The sequence below is a fragment of the Parachitinimonas caeni genome (assembly GCF_030129945.1).
GTDB lineage: Bacteria > Pseudomonadota > Gammaproteobacteria > Burkholderiales > Chitinimonadaceae > Parachitinimonas > Parachitinimonas caeni.
Map to the genome: position 1 here is coordinate 1 of NZ_JARRAF010000286.1, position 255 is coordinate 255.

The 255-nt window shown below is 59.2% G+C and carries 1 protein-coding gene; it reads right to left on the reverse strand.

From position 1 onward, the window contains the following. Nucleotides 1–255 (reverse strand): RHS repeat domain-containing protein (locus PZA18_RS24720; RefSeq protein ID WP_284103532.1); only part of this gene is annotated, 255 nt, incomplete at both ends.

A 255-nucleotide genomic window follows, 5' to 3' on the forward strand; every position in this document is an offset into this window, starting at 1 on the left:
TGTTGCCGCTGATCTCCACCCCATCGCGCACGGTTTTGGTCAGCTGGCCGGAGGAGTTGTATTCGTAGCGGGTGATGATGCCGGCTTCGTCTTCGGTCTGGACCACATTGCCAAACAGATCCTTGATGGTGACGGTCTTGAGCTCTCCTTGGCCGCTCAGGCCACCAGGGCGGGATATTTCCACTCTCAGTGCCGGAACATAGATCGCCTCGCCTTCCTTACCCGGCTTGATCGTCTGGCCGGCCAACAGGGTGT